19 protein-coding genes and 1 other RNA gene are annotated in these 24,227 nt (G+C 55.1%); 5 read left to right on the forward strand and 15 right to left on the reverse strand.

From position 1 onward, the window contains the following. Positions 1-4 precede the first annotated feature (4 nt). Genes CWO84_RS18120 through CWO84_RS18135 form a run of 4 tightly spaced genes read left to right on the forward strand, consistent with a single transcriptional unit; the run spans position 5 to position 3,304 of the window. Positions 5-1,108 carry a 2-oxo acid dehydrogenase subunit E2 gene (locus CWO84_RS18120; protein ID WP_101054365.1) on the forward strand — a complete coding sequence of 368 codons (1,104 nt, stop codon included), beginning with the start codon at positions 5-7 and terminating at the stop codon, positions 1,106-1,108. A 30-nt stretch (positions 1,109-1,138) separates the two neighbouring features. Then, entirely contained in the window at positions 1,139-1,405 is a 267-nt protein-coding gene (locus tag CWO84_RS18125) for an acyl carrier protein (RefSeq protein ID WP_101054368.1), read from the forward strand. Between the two features lie 52 nt (positions 1,406-1,457). Beyond that, positions 1,458-2,315, forward strand: coding sequence for a hypothetical protein (locus tag CWO84_RS18130; protein ID WP_033157802.1), 858 nt, complete (start codon positions 1,458-1,460; stop codon positions 2,313-2,315). Then, a complete protein-coding gene (locus tag CWO84_RS18135; RefSeq protein WP_101054370.1) occupies positions 2,312-3,304 on the forward strand; it encodes a polysaccharide deacetylase family protein in 993 nt (330 codons plus the stop codon). Before CWO84_RS18130 ends, CWO84_RS18135 begins: the two co-directional genes overlap by 4 nt. A 67-nt stretch (positions 3,305-3,371) precedes the next feature. Here CWO84_RS18135 and CWO84_RS18140 read toward each other — a convergent pair whose 3' ends face one another. The 8 genes from CWO84_RS18140 to rluC all read right to left on the reverse strand — a co-directional run bounded on the left by CWO84_RS18140 (position 3,372) and on the right by rluC (position 9,085). Beyond that, positions 3,372-3,710 (reverse strand): histidine triad nucleotide-binding protein, encoded by a 339-nt coding sequence (locus CWO84_RS18140; RefSeq protein WP_033157801.1) that lies wholly within the window; start codon positions 3,708-3,710, stop codon positions 3,372-3,374. Between the two features lie 8 nt (positions 3,711-3,718). After that, on the reverse strand, positions 3,719-4,315 hold the full coding sequence (gene recR, locus CWO84_RS18145) for a recombination mediator RecR (RefSeq protein ID WP_033157800.1): 597 nt from the start codon (positions 4,313-4,315) through the stop codon (positions 3,719-3,721). Positions 4,316-4,317: 2 nt separating this feature from the next. Continuing rightward, the gene (locus CWO84_RS18150; protein ID WP_026147014.1) at positions 4,318-4,641 is read right to left on the reverse strand and encodes a YbaB/EbfC family nucleoid-associated protein; all 324 of its coding nucleotides are present in this window, start codon (positions 4,639-4,641) and stop codon (positions 4,318-4,320) included. Positions 4,642-4,657: 16 nt separating this feature from the next. Next, a complete protein-coding gene (gene dnaX / locus CWO84_RS18155; protein WP_033157799.1) occupies positions 4,658-6,256 on the reverse strand; it encodes a DNA polymerase III subunit gamma/tau in 1,599 nt (532 codons plus the stop codon). Positions 6,257-6,289: 33 nt separating this feature from the next. Continuing rightward, positions 6,290-6,386, reverse strand: an RNA gene (ffs, locus tag CWO84_RS18160) — signal recognition particle sRNA small type. Positions 6,387-6,503: 117 nt separating this feature from the next. Then, positions 6,504-7,487: a signal peptide peptidase SppA gene (gene sppA, locus CWO84_RS18165; RefSeq protein WP_033157798.1), complete on the reverse strand. Its 984-nt coding sequence runs from the start codon at positions 7,485-7,487 to the stop codon at positions 6,504-6,506. Positions 7,488-7,494: 7 nt separating this feature from the next. After that, complete coding sequence (locus CWO84_RS18170; protein ID WP_033157797.1) at positions 7,495-8,142, reverse strand: HAD-IIIA family hydrolase; 648 nt, start codon at positions 8,140-8,142, stop codon at positions 7,495-7,497. Then, positions 8,126-9,085, reverse strand: a complete 960-nt coding sequence (gene rluC, locus CWO84_RS18175) for a 23S rRNA pseudouridine(955/2504/2580) synthase RluC (protein WP_033157796.1) — start codon at positions 9,083-9,085, stop codon at positions 8,126-8,128. Before rluC ends, CWO84_RS18170 begins: the two co-directional genes overlap by 17 nt. A 418-nt stretch (positions 9,086-9,503) precedes the next feature. Between rluC and CWO84_RS18180 the strand changes: the two genes are divergently transcribed. Beyond that, entirely contained in the window at positions 9,504-11,738 is a 2,235-nt protein-coding gene (locus CWO84_RS18180) for an Rne/Rng family ribonuclease (RefSeq protein ID WP_101054373.1), read from the forward strand. Positions 11,739-11,804: 66 nt separating this feature from the next. Here the strand turns inward: CWO84_RS18180 and CWO84_RS18185 are convergent, their stop codons facing one another. The 7 genes from CWO84_RS18185 to CWO84_RS18215 all read right to left on the reverse strand — a co-directional run bounded on the left by CWO84_RS18185 (position 11,805) and on the right by CWO84_RS18215 (position 24,222). Continuing rightward, positions 11,805-12,689, reverse strand: a complete 885-nt coding sequence (locus CWO84_RS18185; RefSeq protein WP_101054376.1) for a carbon-nitrogen hydrolase — start codon at positions 12,687-12,689, stop codon at positions 11,805-11,807. Between the two features lie 15 nt (positions 12,690-12,704). After that, the gene (locus CWO84_RS18190; protein WP_101054379.1) at positions 12,705-13,736 is read right to left on the reverse strand and encodes an agmatine deiminase family protein; all 1,032 of its coding nucleotides are present in this window, start codon (positions 13,734-13,736) and stop codon (positions 12,705-12,707) included. 1,041 nt (positions 13,737-14,777) lie between these two features. Then, a complete protein-coding gene (locus CWO84_RS18195) occupies positions 14,778-15,485 on the reverse strand; it encodes a hypothetical protein (RefSeq protein ID WP_033157792.1) in 708 nt (235 codons plus the stop codon). A 361-nt stretch (positions 15,486-15,846) separates the two neighbouring features. Then, a complete protein-coding gene (locus CWO84_RS18200; RefSeq protein ID WP_033157791.1) occupies positions 15,847-16,812 on the reverse strand; it encodes a tetratricopeptide repeat protein in 966 nt (321 codons plus the stop codon). Continuing rightward, on the reverse strand, positions 16,812-20,633 hold the full coding sequence (locus CWO84_RS18205) for a DUF4157 domain-containing protein (RefSeq protein WP_101054382.1): 3,822 nt from the start codon (positions 20,631-20,633) through the stop codon (positions 16,812-16,814). Before CWO84_RS18205 ends, CWO84_RS18200 begins: the two co-directional genes overlap by 1 nt. A gap of 3 nt (positions 20,634-20,636) precedes the next feature. After that, positions 20,637-22,616, reverse strand: coding sequence for an ATP-binding protein (locus CWO84_RS18210; protein WP_051670169.1), 1,980 nt, complete (start codon positions 22,614-22,616; stop codon positions 20,637-20,639). After that, a complete protein-coding gene (locus CWO84_RS18215; RefSeq protein ID WP_101054386.1) occupies positions 22,609-24,222 on the reverse strand; it encodes a hypothetical protein in 1,614 nt (537 codons plus the stop codon). Before CWO84_RS18215 ends, CWO84_RS18210 begins: the two co-directional genes overlap by 8 nt. Between the last annotated feature and the right edge of the window lie 5 nt (positions 24,223-24,227).

Genomic DNA, 24,227 nt, shown 5'->3' on the forward strand with positions numbered 1-24,227 from the left:
CGCCATGCCCACTTTCCAAACCGTCCCCTGCGTGAACATCAACGACGAGTTCGTGGACGTCGTCAGCATCGACGTCAAGCAAGGCGAGTTCGTCACTAGCGGCGACGTGGTCGCCACCGTCGAAACCGACAAATCCATGATAGATGTGGTCGCCGAACAAGACGGCTACGTGCTGCGAGTCGACTGCGAACCGGGGCAAAAAATCCGTGTCGGCGCCGTGATGTTCTGGCTGGGTGAGACGCGCGACGAAGCGATCCCGGAAGAAACCAAGGACACTTCGTCAACAGCAAGCGCCGTGCGCCAACCCACGGCAAAAGCCAGAGCCATGCTTAAGGAACTGGACATCGACCCGTCCCGCGTCCCCGTCAGCGGCGAACGTCTGTCGGTAGCCGACATCGAGACTTGGTTGAGCAAGGGCGGTAAGCCCGGTAAAGCCGCCGCGACTACTCAAACGGTAAACCGCCGGGAAGATACACCTGCGGTTGCAGGAGACTTGCAGGAATTGTCGCCGGAATCGGCAGGCATGCTGCATACAGTTGCCTGGCATCGAGATTTTGCGGCCTCGGCCTATCTGGAAGTCGAATACGACCCCAAACCCTGGGAAGAACGCGCCGCCGCCTATGCGGCGGAACATAAGCTGATGCTCTCGCCCTTGCTGCCATTGATGGCCTTTCGTTTGGCGGAATTGGGCCGCGAACGCCCTATAATAAACTCCACGATAGTCAACGGTCAGCGCTTTCAATACACACCCGTCAATATCGGCTTTACCGTGCAGGCTGGCGCGATGCTTTACCTAACCGTGGTGCGCGACACGCAAGACATGGACGCAGCACAATTCATCAGCGCCCTCGGCGAGGTACAACGCCACGCCATGGCACACAAGCTGCCGCCGCAGGAAGCCACCGGCGCTACGCTATCGTTTTCGAGCATGGCACGTTGGAATGTCAGCCGCCACACCCCTATTCTACCGCCGCAAACAGCGCTGATTATTGCTCACGCCGCGCCGAAAAATTCCGATAAGGCCGTACTGGGTGCCACTTACGATCACCGCGTTCTCACGGGTTTCGACGTCGCACAGGTGTTGCTGGCGTTATCCCGTCCGGCATAACCACTCACATAAACCAGAGGCCACCGATAGATGAACCTAAATCCCGACGAGATTAAAGCCGCGATACGCGCCAAGGTAATAGAACTAGCCATAGCGCTGGACATGGACGCCTCAGGCGTTACTGACGACGACATCCTGCCGGCCACCGGTGTGCTGGATTCCGGCGCCATTCTGGAACTTGTGGTCTGGTTTGAGGCCAGCTACGACTTTCGGATCAAACAGGAAGACATGAACATCGACAATCTCGGCTCGATTAATGCGATGACCGACTTTCTGCTGTCCAGCAAACAAGCGTAAGCCAAACAATCTACCGCAGCCTATTTGATGCAACCGCGCTGAAGGAATAATCATGGCCATGCCGACGCTGGAACCGATTCAAGACGGCGACCTGCTCGCTTTCTGCCAATTTCTCACGGAACACCTGAGCTCTGAGCGCAGTGCCGAGCAATGGGCGCAAGCTTTCCAGCAGAACTGGGGCGTAACCAAGCCCAACAACGGTTTTCTGATCCGCGACGAAGGCAAAATTGTCGCTGGCATCGGCGCGATTTATGCGGAGCGAATTATTCACGGTAAACCGGAACAATTCTGCAACATCACCAGCTGGTGCGTGCTGGAGGCCTTCCGCTCGCAAAGCATGCGGCTGGCGATGGCGGTGGTCTCCCAGCCCGGCTATCATTTCACAGATCTAACGCCGACCGAAGTGGTATCGAAGACGCTACAGTTCCTGAAGTTCAAGCCCATGAACGAACGCCACGCACTGTGGCCCAATCTTCCCTGGCCATTTGCCAGCCTTGGCGGCGTACGTGTAATTACCGATCACGATGCTATTGAACAGGCGCTTGCGCCCGCCGATGCCAAGGTATTCCATGACCACCGCCACCTGCCCTGGCTTAGACACTTGGCAGTTGGAAAACCAGGCGCGTATTGTCTCGTGACCTGGAAACCGAACAGATTAAAAGGCGTCCCCGGCGCGCTGGTGTTGGGATTCAGCGATCCCGAGCTGTTTTTGATTTACCGCAATAGCATCGGCTCACACCTGTTACAGAAAGGTTGTTTTTACACCCGAGTCGAGTCGCGCCTGCTGCCCCGGCTACCACTGCTCTGCCACGAACTGGCCGGCTACCGCAACAAAGTCTTTCGCAGCGACACCCTGGCTGAAGCCGACATCAGCAACTTTTATTCCGAGATCGTGGGGCTAAACCAGTGAGCGAACGAAAACTGATTCGTGTAGACAGCGAAACCCGCCCCATCTTGTCGGTAGTCATCCATACCGAGGAGGAGTTCGATTGGAACAAGCCGCACGACAGGCAGGCCACCGGCGTTAAGCATATGCGCCACATCGACCGGGCACAGAAGGTTTTCGATAGTTTTGGGATTGTGCCGAACTATGTGGTCGACTATCCGATTGCTTCGAAAGAAGAAGCTTTCGGTCCGCTGAAAGCCTACGCAGATTCGGGACGAGCACTGATTGGAGCGCATTTGCATCCCTGGGTGTCGCCACCGCACGATGAAGAACTGAACGCCCGCAACTCCTATCCCGGCAATTTGCCGCGCGCGCTGGAATATGAAAAACTCAGGATACTCACCGAGCAAATCAAAAGCTCGTTCGGCACCTCGCCGTTAACCTATCTCGCGGGCCGTTACGGCTTCGGTCCCAATACCGGCGAGATTCTCGAAGAACTGGGCTACGAGGTCGACATCAGCGTGGCCGCGTCTATTGATTACAGCGCCGACGGCGGCCCGGACTACTCCAGCTATACCAGTGACCCGTTTTGGTTTGGCAATCAGCGCCGCCTGCTTAGCTTGCCCGGCTCGGGCGGTTACGTGGGAACATTGCGGGCGGGTGGCACGCCTCTTTACCGGCAGCTGATGCATCCCTGGCTGCGCAAAGCCAAGATTTCGGGAGCAGTCGCCAGGCTGCGACTCCTAGAACGCATTAGGCTTTCCCCTGAAGATTACAGCGAGCCGGAGATGCGCCGCTTAACCAAATCCTTACTGGCCGACGGTGTGCGAATCTTTGTGTTCAGCTTTCATTCGCCGTCGGTGATGCCGGGCGGCACACCTTACGTGAACAGCGATGCGGACCTTGAACGGTTTCTGGAAAAATGCCGGCGCTACTTCGACTTTTTTATGCGGGAATTGGGTGGCGCGACCATGACCCCGCTGGAGATCAAGGACTGGCTGGAACGACATTGATGGAGCAGTTGCCCAAGCATAAAAAAGCCGCGAATTTCGCGGCTTTTTTATGCTTTTTATATCCGCGTTAACCCGGCGGCCAATGCATTTGCCTGCCGGCCAGTAGATGCATATGTAAGTGGTGCACAGTCTGTCCGCCGTCATCGTTACAGTTGAACACAGTTCGGTAACCGCTTTCCGCATAGCCTAGCTGACCGGCAATTTTAGCAGCAGTCTGTAACATCAATCCGCCCAGCAAGGCATCGTCCAGATCATTTAAATTAGCGACGTGGCGCTTAGGGATGATTAACACATGCATGGGCGCTTGCGGGTGTATATCCCTGAACGCCAGTAGTTGCTCGTCTTCGTAAACCACATCCGGCTTGATTTCACCGCTGCCCATCTTGCAAAACAAACAATCACTCATATGTCCTCCTAAAATTCGCGGCGGCCGTTAAAGGCGTGCGCCAAGGTGCCGCTGTCGATAAATTCCAGCTCGCCGCCCATCGGCACGCCGTGCGCGATGCGCGTGGCGCGGATATTGAGTTTGCCGGCGACTTCGCCGATGAAATGCGCGGTAGCCTGCCCTTCGACGGTAGAATTGGTCGCCAGGATGATTTCCTTGATCTGGCCGCTCGCCATGCGTTGCTCGAGCAACTCAAAGCCAAGCTGATCGGGACCGATACCGTCCAACGGCGACAAGCGGCCATGCAATACAAAGTATTTGCCCTTGAAGGTAGTGGCTTGATCGATCACCCAAACGTCGGCAGGACTTTCGACCACGCAGATCGTCTCCGCATCGCGCAGCGGATTAGCGCAAACTTCGCACAACTCGGCTTCGGTCAAAGTCCGGCATTCGCGGCAATGGCCGATTTCGTTGACGGCTTTTGCGAGCATTTTGCTTAATTGCATGCCGCCGTCACGGTTGCGCTGCAATAGATGGAAAGCCATGCGTTGCGCCGATTTAGGGCCCACGCCGGGCAGGCAGCACAGGCTTTGGATCAACTCTTTCAGCAGACCTTGGTTTTGCATGCTTAGAATGGCATTTGGAAACCGGGTGGGATCGGGATGCCGGCAGTAACATCGGCCATTTTTTCTTTTTTCATTTTACCGACTTTATGCACCGCGTCGTTGATCGCCGCCGCCACCAAGTCTTCCAACATATCCTTGTCGTCACCCACCAAAGACGGGTCGATACTGACCTTGCGGACCTCGCGTTTGCCGGTCATCACTATCGTCACCAAGCCTCCGCCGGACTCGCCTTGCACTTCCATCGCGCCCAATTCTTCCTGGGCTTTTTTAAGGTTGTCTTGCATTTTTTGGGCTTGTTGCATGATGCCCGCTAGCGCATTTTTCATCATTGTCTCTCCAATATTAATTCAGTGGCTCGATACTGCCAGGCATGATTCTAGCGCCAAACGTGTCTTTCAAAGCCTGCACATTTTCATCGCTATTAATGCTATCGACTGCCGCTTGCTGCCGATCTTCGCGCGCTTTTTGCATTTCCAGCGCCGGTGTCATTTGCTGCTCTACTTGCTTGCTTATCAACAGTTTTAAGGGTTTACCGTAATAATTTTGCAATGCTACCCTTAGGTTGTCCTCGGCTTTAGTCCCGACTTGCTGGAAGCTCGGATCGAGCAGCAAGCGGCAACTGCTGTCGTCGATCCCGTCCAACACGCAGTTATTCGCCAGTTCGCGGGTACGCCCGCTGATATTCAACGCGGCTATAATCTCGGTCCAATTGCTCGGTTTGACGACTTGTGAGACTGATAACGGACGCGGCTCTTCGATGGATTTGGCGCTGCTCTCCACAACCGCAACCGGCGCCGGCGTACTGGCAACCGACTTAACGACCGGCGATTTGGCCGGCTCAAGCGTTTGGGCTTCCGCAGTTTGCGGCCGGAAAGTCAGCATCCGCAGCATGACCATTTCAAAACCGCTACGCGGATCGGGCGCCAGCGGCAAATCGCGTTGGCCAAGCAAGCCAATCTGATAATACAGTTGCACGTCTTCGGGCAATAAAGTCTTGGCTAGAGTGTCCAATAATTGCTTATCAAATTCCTGATCGACGAAATCCGGCATTTGCTGTAACAGCGCGACCCGATGCAACACCCGCAACATCTGCTGCAGAATATCGGCAAAATCCGGCGTCAACTCCGCGACATCGGCGATTTCTGCCAGCAAAGCCCGCGCATCGCCTGCCGCCAAGGCCTGCAACATATCGTCGATAGGCTGCTGAGCCACGGTGCCGAGCATGCCGATCACCGCATCCGTCGTGACGCTGCCGCTACCGTACACGATGGCCTGATCCAGCAAGCTCAAGCCATCGCGCAAGCTGCCGTCAGCGGCTCTGCCCAACATTTTTAGCGCAGCAGGCTCGAAGGCAATTTGTTCCTGGCCCAAGATGAACTGCATTTGCGCGTCGATTTGCTCCGGCAGCAATCGTTTTAGATTAAATTGCAAACAGCGCGACAATACCGTGACCGGAATTTTATGCGGATCGGTGGTAGCCAGCAGAAATTTGACGTGCGGCGGCGGCTCTTCCAGGGTCTTTAACAAGGCGTTAAAGCTATGCCCGGACAGCATATGCACTTCGTCGATTAAGTAGACTTTGTAGCGGCCTTGATTGGGTGCGTACTGGGCATTGTCGAGGAGATCGCGGGTATCTTCGACTTTCGTGCGGGAGGCGGCATCGACTTCGATCAAGTCCATGAACCGGCCTTGCTCGAAATCTCGGCAAACCCGGCATTCGCCGCAAGGGTTGAAATCTTTTAGACTTTCGCAGTTGATGGCTTTGGCGAGAATCCGCGCCACCGTGGTTTTGCCGACGCCGCGGGTGCCGGTGAACAGATAGGCATGATGCAATCTATCATGTTGCAAGGCGTGCATTAGCGATTGGCTGACGTGCTCCTGACCGACAAGCTGCTTGAAGTTGCTGGGACGCCATTTTCTGGCAAGAACCTGATAAGCCATTAGCAACGCGGAAAGGCAAGAGTTGGGCGGCTACTGCGCCAGCCACATCCCGGCACACGAGTCCGCTGCTACCGTTGCTTCCTTCCGGACCTGGCGGGGTTTACAGCGTATCGTTGCGAGAGGACCGACACAGTAACCATAAAACATCAGCAAGACGCTGAAGAGTGGCGCATTATCCATAAAAGCTGATCGATAAGCAACTGTCTTGCCAAAAATTAAGTAAATAACTTGGATAATGCCCGCCGGACTACTGCATCGCCGGCACAGGCAAACGGCTGGCGATAGCATGACCGAACGAAGCGCCGAACTTGCCGGCCAAGCGGTCGATCAGGCGTTCTTGCGGCGTAAAGTTTACTTTCTCTTCGGTGCCGAACTGGTCGCGGGCCACGCTATCAACGCTACCGAAATCATCCGCCAATCCCAGCCTGACGCCTTCGGTGCCGGTCCAAATCAGCCCGGAGAACATCTCGGGCGCTTCGGTTTCCTTCAAACGCTTGCCGCGTCCTTCCCGCACCGCACCGATGAATTGTTGGTGTACTTGGTCCAGCAATGACTGCATATGCTTGCTTTCTTGCTGATTGACCGGCGAGAACGGATCGAGCATGGCTTTGTGTGCGCCGGCGGTTAACAAACGCCGCTCCACGCCCAGTTTGTCCAATACATTAGTAAAGCCAAAGCCGTTCATGATGACTCCAATAGAGCCGATGATGCTGGCCTGATTGACGAATATTTTGTCGGTAGCCGAGGCCACATAATAACCGCCGGATGCGCACATATCGCCCACTACCGAATAAATCGGTAATTGCGGATGCTTGGCTTTCAAGCGCCTGATTTCATCGTAAATGTACGCAGATTGCACCGGACTGCCGCCGGGTGAGTTGATATTGAGGATGATACCCTTGACATTTTTATCCTTGGCCGCATCACGTAAGCCCTCGATCACCACATCCGCACTGGCGGCCTCACCTTCGACAATCTGCCCCAATACATCGATGATAGCCACGTGCTCGGAGGTGCCGGACTCGATATCCTCCTTGAATTTCGGATAAATCGCTATACCCAGCACAACGGCCAAATAAGCAAACGTCAGCAACTTGAAAAATATTCCCCAACGGCGCGCCGCTTTCTGTTCGTCGATTGCGGCAAACGCCAATTTCTCCAGCACCGACTTTTCCCAACCGGGGCTGTTTTCAGCAATATCTTCGGGAAGATCTTGTTTATTCTCCACCATTTGTCTCCTATATGATTCCGATTAAATCGGTGGGATAGTTCACACACAACAAGGGATTGTATTTTTGCAAGGTTGCCGCGGAATGCGCCCCGCAAGTGACACCGATTGACGCGACTTGGGCATTTAGAGCCATTTGCAAATCATGCACCGAATCGCCGACCATCAAGGTGCGCTGTTTATCCACACCCAGTTCAGCCATGATTTCATCCAGCATCAGCGGATTGGGCTTGGAAGCCGTTTGGTCCGCACAGCGCGTAGTACAAAACAAATCCGCTGCACCGGTCGCATTCATTGCTGCATGCAAACCCGCGTTTTTCTTGCCGGTCGCCACAGCCAGACGATACCCTTGGTCACGAAACTGCTTCAACATTTCATGCACACCGGGAAACAAGTCGTCAGGGCCGATTTGTTTGCTAAAAAAAGTTTTCGTGTAATCGGCAGCGATCTTTTGCCGGATCTCGGACTCTTCATTCGGAAACAATTGCTTCATCGCATTTTCGATGCTCAAGCCGACGATGTCTCTGACCGCCTGCGCTTCCGGCACTGCACATTCACAACTCATCGCCGCTTGTTGGATGCAATGCACGATCCAGTCCACCGAATCCATTAAAGTACCGTCCCAATCAAAAATGATTAAATCAAAGCGGTTTTTCATGATTCAGCAATTCTTGTAAATCCTCGGGCAATGGCGCGGTAAAGTGCAGCAAGTCGCCACTGACCGGATGCGCAAACTGCAGTTGCTCGGCGTGTAAAAACAAACGCTTGTATCCGCGCTTTTTAAAGGCTTTATTCGTATCGTCATCGCCATACCGATCATCAGCCACAATCGGATGCCCCAGCCAAGCAGCATGTACCCTAATCTGATGGGTACGGCCTGTTTTAGGCGCGGCATGTACCAAGGTGACATCCTGAAACTGCTTCAGCCGCGTGAACAAGGTTTCGGCGGATTTGCCTGCCTGGCTGACCACTACCATCCGCTCGCCGCCCTGGGCGACGTTTTTCAATAAGGGCACCTCGACTAATTGTTTCTTGCGTTGGAACTGCCCAACCAATAAAGCCAAATAGGTCTTCTGGATACCATCGCCGCGAAAAAGTTCATGCAATAGCTTCAATACTGAACGCTTCTTGGCAATCAACAAGCAACCGGAGGTTTCCTTGTCCAGCCTATGCACCAATTCCAAAAACTTCTGTTGCGGCCGAATCTGTCTTAGTCCTTCGATCACGCCGGAACTGACGCCGCTGCCGCCATGCACGGCAAAGCCGGCCGGCTTGTTCAACACGATAAAGCCCTCGTCTTCGTAAAGAATGTGGTTTTCCAGGCTGAACTTCAAGGTGGGTTGGACGATGATTTCGTCTTTTTTTTCCGCAACTCTGACCGGCGGGATTCGCACAATATCACCCAACTGCAACTTGTAACTGACGTCGATCCGGCCTTTATTGACCCGCACTTCGCCCTTTCTGACCATGCGATAGATGCGGGTTTTGGGAACGCCTTTGAGATAAGTGATCAGAAAATTATCGAGCCTTTGTTCGCTGTTTGCCTCGGTAATCTCCAGCCATTGGACTTGCGGATTGGTCTGATTTTCTGCGGTATTCATGCGGCAAATAATAACAACATATCCGCCAGCCATGTTTAAAATTGCTGCTGTCAATAAACATTGCTATATTAGGCTAGTTTATCTTTGGATAGACTTTAGCTATAAAAATTTAAAGACCGGGGTTTCAGCGTTGTGTCTTCGCGCTGACCTAAAAGAATTTTTTCGGGTTTTATCGCTCAACCCATGATGAGCGAGCTGCATCCTTAGAATAGAGTTCGGTATAACAGACCTCCCACTTTTCAAGCGCCACCCTCGGCAATGCCGATAACCCGCTGCGACAATTACTACAACTAATTGCAGTTTTCCGTCAGTCTGGCCGCTCACTTAAGTACATATTGGGAAACACGCCGCCTTTATCCGCGACAACCAAACCTGTTTAAGCTCTAAGTAGGATACAAATTACAATAAGGATAATTTAATGAAAAGAATGCTTATCAACGCCACGCAGCCCGAAGAGCTGCGAGTGGCATTGGTAGATGGTCAGAAACTCTATGATTTCGACATCGAAGTTCCTTCAAAAGAACAAAAAAAATCTAACATTTACAAAGGCATCATCACCCGGGTAGAACCCAGTTTAGAAGCAGCTTTCGTTAATTACGGCGCCGAAAAACACGGCTTTCTGCCGTTCAAGGAAATCGCCCCCGAATACAGAACCGGTGAAGTCGAAGAGGGTAAATCCTCCAAATCGAATATTCGCGAAGGCCAGGAAATCGTCGTTCAGATTGAAAAAGAAGAACGCGGCAACAAAGGCGCGGCGCTAACAACCTACATCAGTCTCGCTGGCACCTATTTGGTGTTGATGCCGAACAACCCCAAGGCCGGCGGCATTTCTCGCCGTATCGAGGGTGACAACCGCAGTGAATTGCGCGAAACCATGGCCGCCCTGGAAATTCCGGACAGTATGGGCTTGATCATCCGCACCGCCGGCTCGGACAAAAACGTCGAAGAGCTACAGTGGGATTTGAACTACCTGCGGCAACTCTGGGAAGCCATCGACCGCTCCAGCAGTGAACAAACCGCGCCATTCCTGATATTCCAGGAAAGCAACGTGATCATCCGCGCCCTGCGCGATCACTTGCGCGGCGACATCGACGAAATCCTCATCGACCAGGAAGGCGCCTTCAAACTGGTGCATAACTTCTTGAAGCAGGTGATGCCGCACAATCTGCACAAGGCGAAACTGTATCAGGACAGCGTGCCGCTGTTCAGCCGCTATCAGATCGAAACCCAGATTGAAATGGCCTATCGCCGGGAAGTGTCATTGCCATCCGGCGGCTCGATCGTCATCGACCACACCGAAGCCTTAACTTCTGTGGACATCAACTCGGCGCGCGCCACCAAAGGCAGCGACATCGAAGAAACCGCGCTAAATACCAACCTGGAAGCCGCCGACGAAATCGCCCGCCAACTGCGTTTACGCGACTTGGGCGGCTTGTTCGTCATCGACTTCATCGACATGATGTCTAACAAAAACCAGCGCGAAGTGGAAAACCGTCTGCGCGATGCCTTGAAAATCGACCGCGCCCGCATCCAGACCGGCCGCATCTCGCGCTTCGGCTTGATGGAGATGTCCAGACAGCGCTTGCGTCCCTCGCTGGGCGACTCCACACAATTAACTTGCCCGCGCTGCAAAGGCCAAGGCACCATCCGTAACGTCGAATCCGTCACCCTGGCCGTATTGCGTTTGATCGAAGAAGAAGCGATGAAAAAAGGCACCGAGCGCGTCATCGCCCATTTGCCTATCGATTGCGCCACCTTCCTGCTCAACGAAAAGCGCGCGGCGATTCAGGAAATCGAAACCAGACTGCAAGTCGGCATTATCGTTCTGCCGAGCAAACACCTGGAAACCCCGTCTTACGACATCGAACGCATCAAATCCGCAGGCGAAAGCAGCGAAGAAAAAGCCAGCCATTTGCATATCAAGGAAGAAGACATCACGGTACCGGAATTTGCCAAGCAGGCCGGCCCTAAAGCCGAAAAAGCCGCGATTAAGGAGTTTTTACCGGACTCCCCCGCCCCCGTACAAAACAAAAAGACCTCTGCCGGTCTAATTCAACGTTTCTGGCAGCGTCTGATCGGGAATAGCAAAGCCGCCGAAATCGGCGAAGCCTCTGAAAAAAGCAACGAAGACAAACCCAGATCCGGCAGAAACAATCGCCGGGACCGTGGTGATCGCGGCGACAGAGGAGAGAGGGGCGAGCGCTCAGCATCAGGCCGTAACAACAACCGCCGTAACAACAATCGCCGTCCGCCCAACAACCCGGCAAATACCGAAGCTACGGGCAGCGCTCCAGTCGAGCCAAAGCAAGCCGTGGTGATTGACCAGGAAAATACCGACGACGCGACTACAACCGCAAAAAGAGAAAACGGCAACGGTGGCCAAGAACGCAGCCGCCGCAGCCGCAGCCGCAGACGTGGCCCGCGCAACGGTGGCGAGAGACGCCCCGAGCAAAACGCCGCTGGCGAAGCGGGCGAAAATAGCTCAACAGGCAATCAAGGCGGCGAACGTCCAGCCCCAGCTCCAAGCTATTCCGAAAGCGGCGAAGCCAGTAGCCAACCGCGCTCTTATGACAGAGAGTTCGCCGAGCGCAGCAACAATCGCCACAGCGAAACACCTCAAGAACCTGTCAGCCGCAGCGCCAGCGAAGACTGATAAAAAAAGCCGGACAACAGTTCTAGCTGTTGTCCGGCTTTCTCAAATCGCTGACATCATCAGCGTTTAATCGATAAACCGCCTCTTCAAATCCGCATACTCATCTATCCGCCGATCACGCAAAAACGGCCAGATGCGTCTGACATCTTCGCTGCGCTGCGAATCAAGCTCGGCAAATAACAACACATCCTGATTATCGTCAGCGCTGCTTAGAATCTCGCCTTGCGGGCCGGCGATAAAGCTGTTTCCCCAAAACTGAATGCCCGGCGCTTGATCCGGCGCCGCTTCAAAACCGATACGATTGCAGGAAATCACCGGAATGCCGTTCGCCACCGCATGCGCACGTTGCACGGTAATCCAGGCATCGCATTGGCGTTGTTTCTCGACAGCGTCATCCTCGGGATTCCAGCCTATAGCGGTGGGATAAATCAACACATCAGCACCGGCCAACGCCATGAGCCTCGCCGCTTCCGGATACCATTGATCCCAGCAGATCAACACCCCCAACTTGCCTATCGACGTTTCTATTGGCGTAAAACCCAGGTCGCCAGGCGTGAAATAAAACTTCTCGTAAAATCCCGGATCGTCAGGGATATGCATTTTCCGGAAGGTGCCGGCGATGCTGCCGTCCTTATCGAACACCACCGCCGTGTTGTGGTACAAACCCGGCGCACGTTTCTCGAAAATGGTCGAGACGATCACTACCTTGTTGGCCTTGGCCACTTCGGCAAGCGTTTCGCAAGTCGGACCGGGAATCGGCTGCGCCAAATCAAAACAGCTGGTGTCTTCGCTTTGGCAAAAATAATGGTCCAGATGCAGTTCCGGCAGCACCACTAAGTCGGCATTTTGTTGGGCGGCTGTTTCGATTTGACTAATCGAATAAGCCAGATTGGTTTCCCGGCCGCGATTGCAAGGCTGCTGCACGGCGCAGGCGATAATCGATTTTTTCATGAGTCGGACAGATGCTTAGAAATTCAATTTAACAAATGCCGGCACCTGCATGCTGGCGCAATGCAAACTGCCATACTGATGCACTAACGGCCGACACGGCGTGGCGATGATTTCGTGATTCGGGAAGCAGCCTTTCAAGCGCTCCAGCGCCACCGCATCCATCGCGTCGTCGTAAACCGGCACCAATACCGCGCCGTTGATAATCAGGAAATTCGAGTAATTGGCCGGTAATTGCTGGCTTTGTTCATCGAAAATCGGTTTTGGTAATGGCAGCGCCACCAACCGATAGGCATCGCCACCTTCTGTCTTAAAGGTTTTGAGTTGCGCTTCCATATTTTTCAGACTCTCGAAATGCGGGTCTGCGCTGTCGTCGCAACTGGTATAAGCGATAGTGTTGGCATCGCAAAACCGCGCCAGCGTATCGATGTGCGCATCGGTGTCGTCGCCGGCCAGATTGCTTTGCTCGACCCACAAAATCCGCTTCGCGCCCAAATAATTTTGCAGTTGACCGGCTATCGCCGCTTCCGACAAATCCGGATTACGGTTGGGGTTGAGCAAACAATTTTTGGTCGTCATCAAGGTGCCTTGCCCGTCCGACTCCACGCTGCCGCCTTCCAAGACCAAGTCCAAGGTCGCGGTGGGATGGCCTTTAAAAATCGGATGCGCAAACAAGGCCAAATTCAAGGCGTCGTCGGCCGCATGCGGATATTTCTTACCCCAGCCATTGAATCGAAAGTTAAGCAACTGCACGCTGGCTTTGGGGTGCTGCCACTCCATCGTCAAAAACACCGTATCCCGCAGCCAAATATCGTTGTAATCGGCCTGCACCATATGAATTTTTTCGTTGTGGCCCAGTTGCGTCTGAATATGCTGCTGATGCTCGCCATCCTTGCAAATAATCACCAGCGGCTGAAACCGGCTGATGGTAGTGGCGACAAAATGATAGGTGTCTTCGACGGCGGACAGATTGGTAAAGTCGCCGCTGTGGTGCGGCCAAGCGATGATAACGGCTGATTGTGTTTCCCATTCTGCTGGAAAGCGAATCATGAAGTACTCCCTGGATAATGTGGCTTTGAGAAATAATGCCTTATTGTATCAATGCTGACCGGTTAGGCCTATTCCACGGAATTTTAAATGTAATCGGTGCATGTTTGGATACGGAGGCAAGGTTCCAGAGGTTTGCCGCTAACACCGAAAAACAGTTGGGATGCGATTCGAGAAGCAGGAAGGGAGAAATAACCGGAGTTGGATGATGAGCCCGCCGGCGGGGGATTCCACAGCCTAAACTGTAGCCTCCAACCCGCCAGCCTACCGCCGATGCCGTTGACGAGGTCAGACTCGAGGTCTGTAGTCAGTCAGAAATCCCGAAATTTACCGTGAGGCCGCACTAACCAAGACATCTGCCATCATTTCAGCCAATTATGAACAAAATACGAAACCACGATTGCTCGAGGGATTCGACGCCACTATGCACCAATTTGAATCTTTCCGTACCCGCTCTTTACGTGGTAATTGCCTCTAACGTTCAATCCTCAGACAGGACACGCGTTGCCGCTCATTTGTTCCACTCGTCATCGACCGCTTGCGCGGTGTTAACACCGCAGTAGTGCTCTGTGTTTCATTCTGGCCTTACGGCCGATTTTTTCAAGCGGGAATATTGATTTTGCGGGCGGTTATTGGGGCAGTTTCAACAACTAAGGCATCAAGCTGGACTCGAATCCAGGATTTTTACTGGACTGCCGCCTGCGCGGGAGCCCAGATAACTTAGACTTACTAGCTATGACGGATGCGAATATTTGGAGGTTTTGTGATTACTATTCCTTTTTAAATCCATCCCTTCATCGCAGCTAAAACCGCCACCGGCCCAGATCTAAATCAGGCCGCCAGTACCGATAAGATTGCAGCCGTATTGAATAATGGCATTTGGAACTGGTGAACTGTAGCCATCGCCCCCAAGGCGACATTCGAAGCTTTGCACTCAATGTCGGGAGGGATTCAATTAGCTGACATTCAACGTAAAGCTAAGCCGACTGCTGGAGTGAAGCGGAAGCGGGTCGGCTTGAGCGCAATGTTAGCCCTGGCCGCTTGTCAGAAGCCGCTTGCATGTTCCTTCGTTATCTTTACCGAGAACGCTAATTGCAGTTGCGCAACTAACGCTTCAACCCTTCCAGCCATCCGAAACCATTCCTCGTGTGATTCGTCACATACGCCTTGGTAGGCCAATTCGCCAAGCTCTTCATGAACCAATTCAACTTGAGTGTCTTGGAACCGGCCAAATTTACGGTCCTCACGAACCTTGCTGATTAATTCAAAGATTGGCACAAGCGTTTGGACTCCCATACCGCTCCCGCCAGGATAGAAGTTGGAGCTCAAGCCCTGCAACATGGCTTCCAGTTCACTTAAGGTATTTGTGAATGCTTTTACAGCGAGTTGTTTATCGCGCTTACGCCACCAGATTCCCTTTGCCTCTTTTTCGATTGCCTGATGGCATGCGTACAGCCCGCGGATTGAATTCTCCAACTGAGGGCGAATATTATCCTCATGAAGGTAACGATCAAGTCGCGCCCAGAGAGCGTTTACCTGATCAAGTTCTCCGACGTCACATTTCCGCACATCTGTGAGAATGTGTTGGCGTTCGAGGCCTAAAGCGTTAACTGCTGCCCGCGCCGATTCCAAGTATAAAAGAACACGTTTCGTGACGTCTGGACTGTCCTGGGCTTTTTTAACAACCTCGGCTATGTCTTGCCCCAATTCCAGCAGGGATTTGCTCACTGTTATGGCGGTACCAACATCCATCGCTAACCTCCTAGAGGATTTTTGTCCGGATCATGGGCGCTAACTAGTTATTAGATAGTTTCTGAACATCTACCATGAAACCTGCGCCGCTACAATAAGTTTGTGATCAGCAAGGATTTTCCTTTCTGTATATCATCCAAACTACACCGATAGTTGTTTTAGAGGTTGTTATGTTTCCGTGTCCAGTCGGACGATCAATGAAGCGAAGCCATCGGGCAATGTGCCAATTTGCCGTCATTCCTCCAAGACTGCTCTGTGGCCGGTTCCCGCCTCTCAAATATTCCATTTCAACAAATCGCTTAAATACTTTAATGCTCGAAATCCTCCGATTCGAATTCAAAACCCTCCCACCTCACTAAACTCAACTCACCAACAACATCTTCCGCGCCTTAACCCCGTAGGCATCATCCGGCAAATCGGCCAGTTGCCGCAGCAATTGCGCGCCGGATTCCTGTTCGCCGTTTTGTTGCAAAGCCAAACCCAAATAAAACCGATATTTGCTGGATGCGCGCGCAGCCTCGTTTATCGACTCCAGCTGTTCCAAAGCCGCCGCCGTATGCTGGCCGGATAACAACACCACCGCCAAATCCAAGCGCGAGTCGTCATCGTCCGGGTTATGCGCTAGTAGATGCTCGAACTGGGCGATGGCGACATCGCGGTTACCCAGACTCAGATTCACCAAGGCCAGATGCCGCAAGGCATTGCTGTCGTCCGGATTCAGCGCCAGCGCGGTTTCCAACGCATCGCGGGCGCTGCCCAGATCGTTACGCAGGAAACAGGTAATACCCAGTTGCGCCCAGGCTTCTTGATGTTTGCTGTCTAATGCCAAAGCTTGTTGATAGTGCTGCAAGGCTTCCGGCAGCCGTTGCTGAGCGGCCACGGCGATGCCCAGACGAGTATGCAGCTGCGGCGCGTTGGGTTGCAGTTTCAAGGCTCGGATCGCCGCATATTCTCCGCCCTGAAAGTCGCCCAATAGCACTCTAATCCGTGCCAGATTATCCCATGCCATGACGCTATCCGGATCGCAAGCGGTAGCCTGCTCCAAATGCGCCAAACCCTCGCCGGCACGACCGGTATTCACCAACACCTGACCAAGATTGCAATGCGCCATCGCCATATTCGGCTTCAGGCGCAACGCGGTACGCAAATGCACCAAGGCCTCCGGCCACTCTTGCCGCTGCGCTAGCACGAACCCGAGATTGTTATGCGCGCTGGCATTGTCAGCGTCCAATTCCAGCGCCGCCCGATATAAGCGCGCTGCCTCGGTCAGGTTACCGGACTGATGGGCTATCACGCCTTCTCTGAGCAAATCGTTAAGCGCATTCATCAGGCTATCCTGGCAATCAAACCACTCAAAATGTCGCCCGGCGAAATGTCCGGCACCTCGAACTGCACGTCATCCAGCGATACATCGAAGGGTTGTCCTTCGTGATAATGCACCGGCAGGCTGATACCAAACTTGTAATCCGAACCAAATTGATACGAAGCCAGTTGCCAACGCTGATCGTACACGCTGAAGCCCAATGCAGTCACGGCTACGTAACCGGAAATATCAAAGGTAAAGCTGGGTTGCGCGGACACCGCCAGCTTGGCAGTCAAATCCAGGCCTGTGGCCGGCGTCCAATCCACATGCACGCCAGCCTCCGCCGCACCCTCAATACCCAGTTTGCCGCCTATCTCCAGGCCGCCGGTGGCGCTGGCGCCGGTAATCCCCAGACCGATACCAGCCCGCACCGCCAAGCGCAAGCCGGCATCGGCCGGCACTTTAAGATGCGCGTCGCCGGTAATCTTGGTGTCTTGCTCGTGATCGGGATTATAGGTCAAGCCGATTTTCAACTGATCCAGGCTGCCGGGGCCAATGCCAGCCGTCGCACTGAGATTGCCGCCCACTTCCGCGACGATACCCGGCACAATCGGTACTTGCGTGGCAACGGCAAACAGCGATTTGTTGATTTCCTTGCGCGGAAAGATCTCCAACGAACTAGGTAAACCCAATTCGCCGGACACGGTAATCTCGCCTTTCTCGTCCAATGTCAATCCAACCGTCGCTTTCAACCACGGCGCGGCAGTGACATCGACCGTGCCGCTGCCCCACACCTTGATGGGCTCGGCCTCGCCGCCACCTTCACCGACCACGGCTTTGGCATTCAAATCGATATTACCGGCCAGCATGCTGCGTTTGTAATTGGCCGTGAGTTTGCCATTCAATAAGCCATCTTTATAATCCAGTTTGATTTTGGCGCTGGCGTCCAATCCGCTCAAATCGGGCTCAAGCTCACCGCCGCCGCCCAAAGACCAGACATCGCCCTTCCGATCAGCAGCAATGTTCAGCTTGCCGCCCTTGATACGCGGGATGGTGTCGGACAGCGTCGCCTCGCCACCCAAGCTGATGTTGCCGGTATCGTCGGCATGCGCAGACAGTTTGGCGCCTTTAAAACCGGGCACGGAAACTTCGGCATCGCCGGCAAAATCGATGGCTTTTTTGGCATCGTCGTAAGCTAGGGTAAAACTGGCTTTTTTGATGCCTTTCAACGCCCCCGGCTTCAGGCCGAGCGTACCCGAAGCTTTGATGCCTTTAGCGCTGTCATAATCGATACGCCCCGCACCGGTGAACAGCTGTTTATCAAATTCCAATTGGCCGGCCATCGCAAAGCCGCCGGCGGTGGCACTGCCCTCCAAATAGCCTTTGGCCAGTTCACCGATATGAAACTCCACCAAGCCGGCGGCGGCAATCGGCGTGGCCGCGCCGGCGCTCAGCGTCAGCGAACTGCTATCCAGCTGAATCGGCCCTTTCATATCGAACTCGTCGGTAGAAAAGGTTTTTGAAAACACCAGATCGCCGCCGACCAACGCCACGTCAACCGTCGTGCCAGCCAACAGCGGAATACCGTCGATGGTTAAGACGCCGCCACCGACGATATTGGCGCTGGCATCCATATCGGCGTTGTTCAGTGCAATCGGGCTCAAAGTCTTGGCTTTAAAGGCGTTGCGATAAGCATCGGCTACTTGGCCGGGCGGAATATGACATAGCGTCGGCGCACCGCTGCTGACAAAATTTAGTGTAGTGTTCTGCGCATCGACTTTTTTGGTTTTGGGCATGGTCAGCGTCACCGTACCGCTACCGGCGCTGCGGTTGAAGGTTCCGCCAACCACCGACATGCCGCCCCAACTACCGGCGTCGAAGGTTTCGCTGCCGGGGTCGCCCTTCAAGGCGCTAACAAACATCACCCCGGCACCGGGACGCGGCAGCAGCCGCAATTTATCGTTGGCAAACAGATCCGGCGCATTGGTTTTGGTAGCCTTTTCCAACGGCTTCAGATGTTCCATCTTCGTGACGCGGTCGGCCTGCCAACAGATGCCCGGATTGCCGCCGACGGCCCCCTCGAATTTCACTTCGTCGAAAATCAGCTTATCCTGATAGCTGGTTTTGATCGCGTCCAGTGCAGCCGACGCCGGATCTTTGGCGGCGGTAGCCGGTGCTGCACCGCCTCCCGCAGCTGGGGCCGGAGTAGGCGCCGCGGCATTCGCAGCCGGTGCCGGTGCAGCGCCAGGGGCGGCTTTGCCCCGCCCTGGCAACGGTTTGGAGAGATTTTCCGGCAAGTCGCCACCACCTTCCACTTCGGGCGGGATGGCCGCGCGTATTGCTTTATCGATGGCGTTTTTAATCTTGCTACCCGAACTGCGATTGGCGCTGGCATCGAGTAATTGGAAGTTTTCCAGCTTGTCCGCATCCCCGCCCAATTGAAGCTCCAGAATATGATCGACATCGAACAGGTGCGGGGCGCCCTGACTATTCCACCACGGCAGAATAGCCTGCTCGCGGATGTCGCTTTCGGAGCCGATCAGATAGCCTTGGCCGCCACCCCCGGCTTTCAGCTTCAAGGCATATTGCGTGCTGGCACCGTTGGTATCCGGCAAAGTGTTATCGCTGCCGAGGTAGGGTTTTAAATCCCAGCCGCCGGACGACGGTTTGATCTGCTTTTTCCAGTCGTCAATCTGGTTGGTGCGCTCGTCGGCTTGCGGTAATTTCCAATTGGTCAGCCCGCCGTATTTGGCGCTGAATTTCTCCTGCATGCCCGGTTTTTGCGGCAAAGTCAGCAGGGGCACATGCAATTCCCCACCCTTCAGCGTACCTTTACCGGCACTTTTGGCACCGCCCGCGGCCGGAGCGGCAGCAGGTGCCACCGGCGGCGCGCGCATCACGCGCTGCACCCCGCCGCTTTGTTGCACCACATGGCTCAACTCATGCGCCAGCAGTTCGCGTCCGGCGTCGGCTTCCGGCGCAAACTCGCCGGGCGCGAAGTAAACATCGTTACCAACGGTAAAGGCGCGAGCATTGAGTTGCTTGCACAGATCCGCCGCTTCGGCATCGTTATGAATGGTCACCCCGGCAAAATCCGCACCAAGCTGTTGCTCCATTTCGCGCCGGATACTTTCCGGCAACGGCGCTCCCTTACCCCGGCTTTCCTCGATTCGCGCCTCCACCGACTGCTCGACTGTGTTTGCCGACGCGGCTGATTCGGTATCGTCAGGCTGCTCTGCTTGTTCGGCGGCAGCCCTGTGCAGGCGGGTTTGGGCGACCGTTTGCTCCTCATCCGCCGGTTTGGATTTACGTAACAAACGGGCGGCAGTCGTTTGCTGTTCGTCTGTTTTTTCGGGTCCTGCGGCCTTACGAAATAGCCGGGCAGACTTGGGGTTTTCTTCTTCCTTGGTTTTACGACTCAGACGTTTGAGCTGATCTTCTTTTTTGTCCTCGGTTTCCACAGAGCGCTGCGCGGCTGGGTTTTTCTTTTCCTCATCCGGCTTTTTCGCCCGGCGCACCGGTTTTTGCTCCTCTTCCGGCTTGGCTGCATCCGCCACAGCCCGGTTCAGCCGCCGCAACAAGCGCTGAGCACTCGGCACCGGCTTGCTGGAAATCATCTCCTTGTCTTCCTTCACCCCCGGCTGATCGCCGGATTTTTTAGCGCGGCTGACTTCCTGCGCCACTTGGTCGGCTTCCTTTTCTTCGGGGTCATGCGGCTGGCTGACGGCCATCTTGCGTTGCAGATACGCCGGTTTGCGCTGTTTTTTCTCTTCATTGGGTTTGGGCGGCGCACTGGTTTTGCGCTGCGGCTGCTTTTTACGGAGTTTGGAGGCCAGGGTTGCCATAAGCTAACTCCTTAACTGTTTTAACTGCGCCGGCGGATTGCGGCCCAGTTTTTGATATTCGCGCTGTAAAGCCGACAATAAGGTCTCAATGCCGATAGGCTGATCCGCCGGACTGCAACCGGCAGCGGTCAACACCACATTCCGAATCTGGCCGCCGCTGATGTCGCAATAGCTAGCCAGCGTTTTGCATAAATCGTCGCTGGGGCTGCGTTGACCGAAATGGCTGCGCCATAAATCCAGGCGCTCCTGAAACCCCGGCATGGGAAAATCCACAATCGCATCCAACCGGCGAGTAAAAGCATTATCGATACGCTCGCGGCTGTTGGTGGTCAGAATCGTGATGCCGGGGTGGTTTTCGATGCGGGTTAATAAAAAGTTGGTGAGCATATTGGCGTAACGTTCGCCACTTTGCTGGGCCTCGGTGCGCCGACCAAATAAAGAATCGGCTTCGTCGAACAGTAGGATGGCATCGGCGGCGGCAGCCAGATCCAACAAAAGGCCCAGATTTTTCTCGGATTCGCCGACATATTTGTTCATGATCGCCGCCAAGTCCACACAGTACAGCGGCGCGCCCAGCGCGGTCGCGACATAACTGGCGGCCAGGGTTTTGCCGGTGCCGCTGTCGCCAACGAATAAGGCCCGCAGGCCGGCATTGCGCGAGGCTTGCAAGGTTACGCCCAAAGCTTCCCACAACGATTCGCGGCTGTGCGCGCGGGCGATGAAATCGTGCAGGTATTGCTCCACCAGCGGCGGAAATACCACCGCTTCGCGTTCGACGCGCCGCCGCACCGGCTCGGCTAGCAAGCGCAAGCGTTCCGCCCCCAAATCGCGGCGGGCTTGGGCAATGTGTTCGGCATTCAATACGCTGCGGCTTTGTTCTGCGCGCAGCACCGCATTGCGCGCCACTTTCTGGATCACCGGACCGCTCAGCAAGGCACTGGCGGCACGGCGGGCCAATTCCGGATCGGCGAGGTAACGCGCCCAAAGCTGGCGGCGCTCGGCTTCGTCGGGCACGCCCATTTCCAATTCCAACAAATCCTGGCCGGATACCGCATCGGTCATACCCAGCACAATCACATGGGCGATATTGGGTTGTATCGCCGGCAACTGCCAGCTTTCGCCGGCCGCGACCTGCACCTTGATGACCGGCAGCCAGCCGGCCAGTTGGCAGGCCAGCGGTAAGGCCAGCTGCTGTTGCCACAAATCACTCGGCACTTCGATGGCCGTTAATCCCAACAAACCGGCCAGCTCGGCGGCCAAGGCCCGCCGGCCGCAACCGCTGTTGCCGCGTATCGCCAAGCCGCGCACTTCGCCTTTCGCCAATAAGGTCGCCAAATGCGGCAATTGTTTGCGGATACGTTGCGGCAGCAATTCCCGGTCAGTCAACGCAACCACTCGGCATCCCGGCCAAATCGTCGGCCGGCCGCACAATACCGACCACAAGGCCGGCTCGATGCGCAATGGCCGGAGCGACAGCGGCCCCGATCCTTCCAGTAATAACACCTGCTGTTGCACCAACGGCGTAGCATGCAAATCCAGCGCATCCAGTGTGCCGGCACCGAATAATTCGTCCAGCATCGTTAGCGCCAGATGCGCGGCGAGGCGGTTGCCGGGATTGGGCGCTTGCAATTCGCTGAGCGTCAGGGTCACCAGATAGTCGGTCTCGGCGCTGCCAACTACGGCCAACAAAAAGGCTTGCGGCAGATCGATCTGTTGTTCGCGCAACCAATGCCCAAATGGGCCGGGCAATGCATGCAACTGGGCCACTGCGTGTTCGCGCATTTGTATCCAGCTCGGCAGCACTTCCACGTTTAACAGCCGGGCGGCTTGTTGCCGCAATTGCTCTGACAGTTCGGTGTCGCCCGGCATCATCCGCTCCCAGAACTCTGCCAAACCGACCCGCACCAAGGCCGCCAACGGTTGCTGCCGGTTAGGTGCTTGCAGATTTAGCGATTCGGCCAAGGGCTGCGGCGGCTTAGTCATAATGAAAACCCACGACTCGGCCCAGCCACGGCAGCCAGCCCGGATTGATGTCCAACCCGGCCAGGCGTACCGGCAATCGGATCGCAGACATCGGCGCGTACAAATCGATATGACTGGGGCTGTAGTGAATTTGCCCGGTGAGCGCCAACAACTCAGGCTGCCAAACCCCGGTCTTGCCATACCAGCGCAGGGCCAAATCCAACACCTGTTCGCGGGCTGGTAGCGGCGGCAATCGGCCCAGTTCGCCGCTATCGTCCAGGCCCAATTGCCGCGCGATGAAATCGACCAGCGCATCGTCCTCTTGCAATTGCAACTCTTGCCCAAGCCGGTACAACCAGCCCCAGCCGCTAGGCAAGGTTTCGGCATGCTCCAGCATCAAGCAGCGCATTTCAGGCCGGTTGAGGATATTCAATAAATACAGCAAGCCGCCTTGCCGGGTATGGAATCCCGCAAACTCCAGGTCTGCGCTGGCCGGCTCTGGAGAAGAGCCCTGGGCAAGCGCCTTGGCAGGAAAAGAAGAGTCGGCTAACGATAGGCTTTCAGCCATCGGCGTTTGCCGGGATTGCCGAATATAGTTGCCATCATGCTCGGCAAGGGGCTTTTGCGGTAATGGCGCCGGTATCTGCCGCTCGGTGTCGGCATCCAGTTTCGGATTGGCCTCGCCGTCTGTTTGCGCTCGGGCTTGATGGACTTGGTTAAGCGGCTGCGCTTGCAAAGGGGGTTTTACTTGCCGGGGATGGATCTGTTCCTTCGCGCATACCGGCTTGGGCTTGGGCTCACCACTCGTCTGCGCTTTTTTGGCGTTCAGCATAGCCGCAAAACAGGCGGATAGAACAGCCTGCAGCCTAGCCGGCTGTTGTTGCAACAACAATGGCGCCAAGTCTTGGCCGATCAGCAATAAGGCCAATTGATAACGGCCGTCGGCGACATCCAGTTCTTGCAATAGCGGTCGCCAATACGCCAGCAATCCGGGCCTAGGCGTCAGTTGCTCAGCCCAAGTCTGCTGACTGGCGGCTAAAGGGGTTTGCCGGTCTGCGTTATCGATTTCAGAACCAAGCACCTCGGCGATTTCCAAAACCGACGGCAAGCGAAAACCACTCATTCCGGCCAGTTCGACCGCCAATTGCCGAGCATCGCTGTCGGTCAGACTCAAGCAGACGGCGGCTAATTTTTCTCGTTGCGCCAATCGGGCACAAACCGCCGGCAGTAAAGTCAGATGTTCGGACACTATCCCGGATATAGCCCGCGACACCGGCAATTCAAACCAATGCGCCCAGCGTCGCCAATACCAATGCAAGCCGGCGCGGCCGCGCAGCAGATCCGTCAGCAAAGCCGCCAACAGCTCGGCTAGGCTGGCAAAGCGCATCACCTGTTCGGGATTGTTGCTTTGTGTTAAGTACTGCCGGGTTTGCTCGAGCAAATGCAGAGGCAGTTGCCGCGCCGCACCGCTGACTTGCAGGCGGCGAATAAACACCCAGTTGTCCTGCCCGGCTTGCGGCCAATCCGCACTTTGCAAACTGTCGCGCACGCTTTCAGCCGCCCGTTGCTGCCCGGCACGGACGGTCAGACGGTGTATCGCAACGGTGTCGGCGGCCAGCTTGGTCATAACCG

The organism is Methylomonas sp. Kb3 (genome assembly GCF_002834115.1).
Taxonomy (GTDB): domain Bacteria; phylum Pseudomonadota; class Gammaproteobacteria; order Methylococcales; family Methylomonadaceae; genus Methylomonas; species Methylomonas defluvii.